This window comes from Burkholderia sp. Ac-20353, from assembly GCF_017104785.1.
Classification (GTDB): Bacteria; Pseudomonadota; Gammaproteobacteria; order Burkholderiales; family Burkholderiaceae; genus Burkholderia.
Map to the genome: position 1 here is coordinate 1 of NZ_JAAGPL010000421.1, position 2,506 is coordinate 2,506.

Genomic DNA, 2,506 nt, shown 5'->3' on the forward strand with positions numbered 1-2,506 from the left:
GCGGGCGGGCGTGCGCGACTTCATCGACGTGTCCGGGAGCGCGGACGATGCGCTGGGCATCACGCGCGGGTTGCTCGAACACGTCGGCGGCGAGCCGGCGAACCGTCACGGCAAGCTCGTCGCGCTGCTCGGCGCGCGCGCGGGAATGGGCGTGAGCACGCTCGCCGCGAATCTGTCGGTGCTGCTGCAAAAGCGCACAGCGCCCGCGGCAGACAGCGGCGCGACCGCGTTCGGCGCCGCCGTGCCGCACGGCCGGCAGACCGCGCTCGTCGATCTCGGCCTGCCCGCCGGGGACGGCGCGCTGTTCCTCAACACGCGCTGCGAGTTTCATTTCGTCGAGGCCGTGCGCAACCTGCGCCGCATCGACCGCACGTTCGTCAACACCGCGCTGACGCGCCACGCGAGCGGCGTCGCGCTGACCACGCTGCCGCCGAACCTCGCCGACCTGCGCGACGTGTCGTACGCGGCGTGCGTCGGCCTGCTGAACCGGCTGCGCGCGTTCTTCGACCAGCAGATCGTCGATCTCGGCGGATTCTCGAACCTGGAATTCGTCACGCAGATCGCGGCGGCAGCCGATGAGGCGTGGCTCGTCTGCGACCAGGGCGTCGCGTCGATCGTGTCCGCGGTCGACCTGCTCGAAGCGATGCGCGATACGGGCGTCGACATCGGCAAGATGCGACTCGTCGTCAACCAGTACGATCCGGCGCTCAACCTGACGCCGGCCCAGATCGCCGACCGTCTCGGCGTCGCGCTGCTGGCGACGCTGCCTGCGCGCCGCGTGCCGATCGGCGATGCGGCCAACCAGGGCCGGCTGATCGTCGATGCCGCCGAGCGTGATCCGTACGTGCGGGCGCTCGAGCCACTCGCCGAGCGGCTGACGGGCGTCGCCGCCGTGCCGCGCGCGGCTTCGGGCCTCTCAGCGCTCAAGCGCTTCATTCAACCCTCGTCCAAGCGATCGTAAGCGATGGCACACGACATTCAATTTGCCGACGGCGCCGCGCCGTTCTCCCAGACGCAGCAATTCCACGACATCAAGAATGCTGCGCACGAGCACCTGCTGACGCGCATCGAGGAACTCGGCGCCGAGTTCGGCCGCTGGTCGCGACAGGCGATCAACCAGTTCGTCGACCTGGAGATCGACAGCTTCGTGCGCCTGCGCCGCATTCCGCTGAACGAGAACGAGGTGCGCACGATCGCGGAGGCGCTGACGAAGGAGCTCGCGGGATTCGGGCCGATCGAGGACCTGCTCGCGGATCCGCACGTCGAGGACATCCTGATCAACGGCTACAACGACATCTACGTGTCGCGCCACGGGATCCTGTCGAAGCTGCCGGTGCGCTTTACCGACAACGCGCATCTGCTGCGGATCGTGCGGCGGATTCTCGCGCCGATCGGCCGGCGCCTCGACGAATCGAATCCGATGGTCGATGCGCGGCTGCCGGACGGCGGGCGCGTGAACGTCGTGATCGAGCCGCTGTCGCTCGACGGGCCGGTCGTGTCGATCCGCAAGTTCCGCAAGGATCCGCTGAAGCCGTCCGACCTGCTCGGCAACGGCACCTACAACGACGAAATCGGCGCACTGCTCGAGGCCGCGGTGGAGGCGCGCTGCAACGTCCTCGTGTCGGGCGGCACGAGCTCGGGCAAGACGTCGCTGCTCAATGCGCTCGCATTCCATATTCCGGAGCCGGAGCGCGTCGTGACGATCGAGGACACGGCCGAACTGTCGCTGAACCACCCGCACGTCGTGCGGCTCGAGAGCCGGCCCGGCGGTTTCGACGGCACCGGCGTCGTGTCGATCCGCGACCTGCTGCGCAACACGCTGCGGATGCGTCCGGACCGCATCATCGTCGGCGAAGTGCGCGGCGGCGAGGTGCTCGAGATGCTGCAGGCGATGAACACCGGCCACGACGGCTCGATGGGCACCGTGCATGCGAGCTCGCCGCGCGAGTGCCTGTACCGGCTCGAGATGCTGGCCGGCTTCGCCGGCTTCCAGGGCACCGAGTCGAGCCTGCGCCGCCAGATTGCGAACGCGATCGACTTCATCGTGCAGATCGGCCGGCTGTCCAACGGCCGGCGCCGGATCCTGTCGATCACCGAAGTCACGGGGCTGTCGGACAACATCATCGCGACGCAGGAGCTGTACCGCTACGAGGCGCGCGTGACGCCCGACGGCGAGGAGATCGACAACTGGGAATCGCTCGGCATCCATCCGCATTCGCCGAAGCTCGCGCGCTTCCGCCAGACGCTGACGGGCGGCGGGTTCGGTGGCGGCGGTGGGGGATTCGGCGGCGGCGGCTTCGGCGGCTTCGGTCGCGGCGGAGGCTTCAATGTATAGCCTGATGGCCGGCGCGCTTGCGCTCGCGCTCGTCTGCGTGGCCGCCGCGCTGATGCTGTGGCGGCACGGCGAGCTCAAGCGTGCGCGTGCGCATGCGCAGCGCTTCATCGACAGCCGGATCGAGCCGGCCGCGCGCGCGGGCGCGGCGGCGAAAGGCGGGCCCGTGCCTGC

At 69.5% G+C, this 2,506-nt stretch carries 2 protein-coding genes and 1 pseudogene; all 3 read left to right on the forward strand.

Annotated features, from left to right (window positions below; translation table 11 throughout):
• Positions 1–961, forward strand: a 961-nt coding sequence (locus tag G3N94_RS40870; RefSeq protein WP_205799844.1) for a fimbrial protein, incomplete at its 5' end; no start/stop codon positions are given.
• Between the two features lie 3 nt (positions 962–964).
• Positions 965–2,335 (forward strand): CpaF family protein, encoded by a 1,371-nt coding sequence (locus tag G3N94_RS40875; RefSeq protein WP_205799845.1) that lies wholly within the window; start codon positions 965–967, stop codon positions 2,333–2,335.
• A pseudogene (locus G3N94_RS42815) lies at positions 2,328–2,506 on the forward strand (pilus assembly protein); the annotation flags it as partial. The gene G3N94_RS40875 and the pseudogene G3N94_RS42815, both read left to right, overlap by 8 nt.

Excerpts from the sequence above, each read along its gene's own strand:
- G3N94_RS40875 (WP_205799845.1), top strand. The coding sequence starts at position 965 with ATGGCACACGACATTCAATTTGCCGACGGCGCCGCGCCGTTCTCCCAG.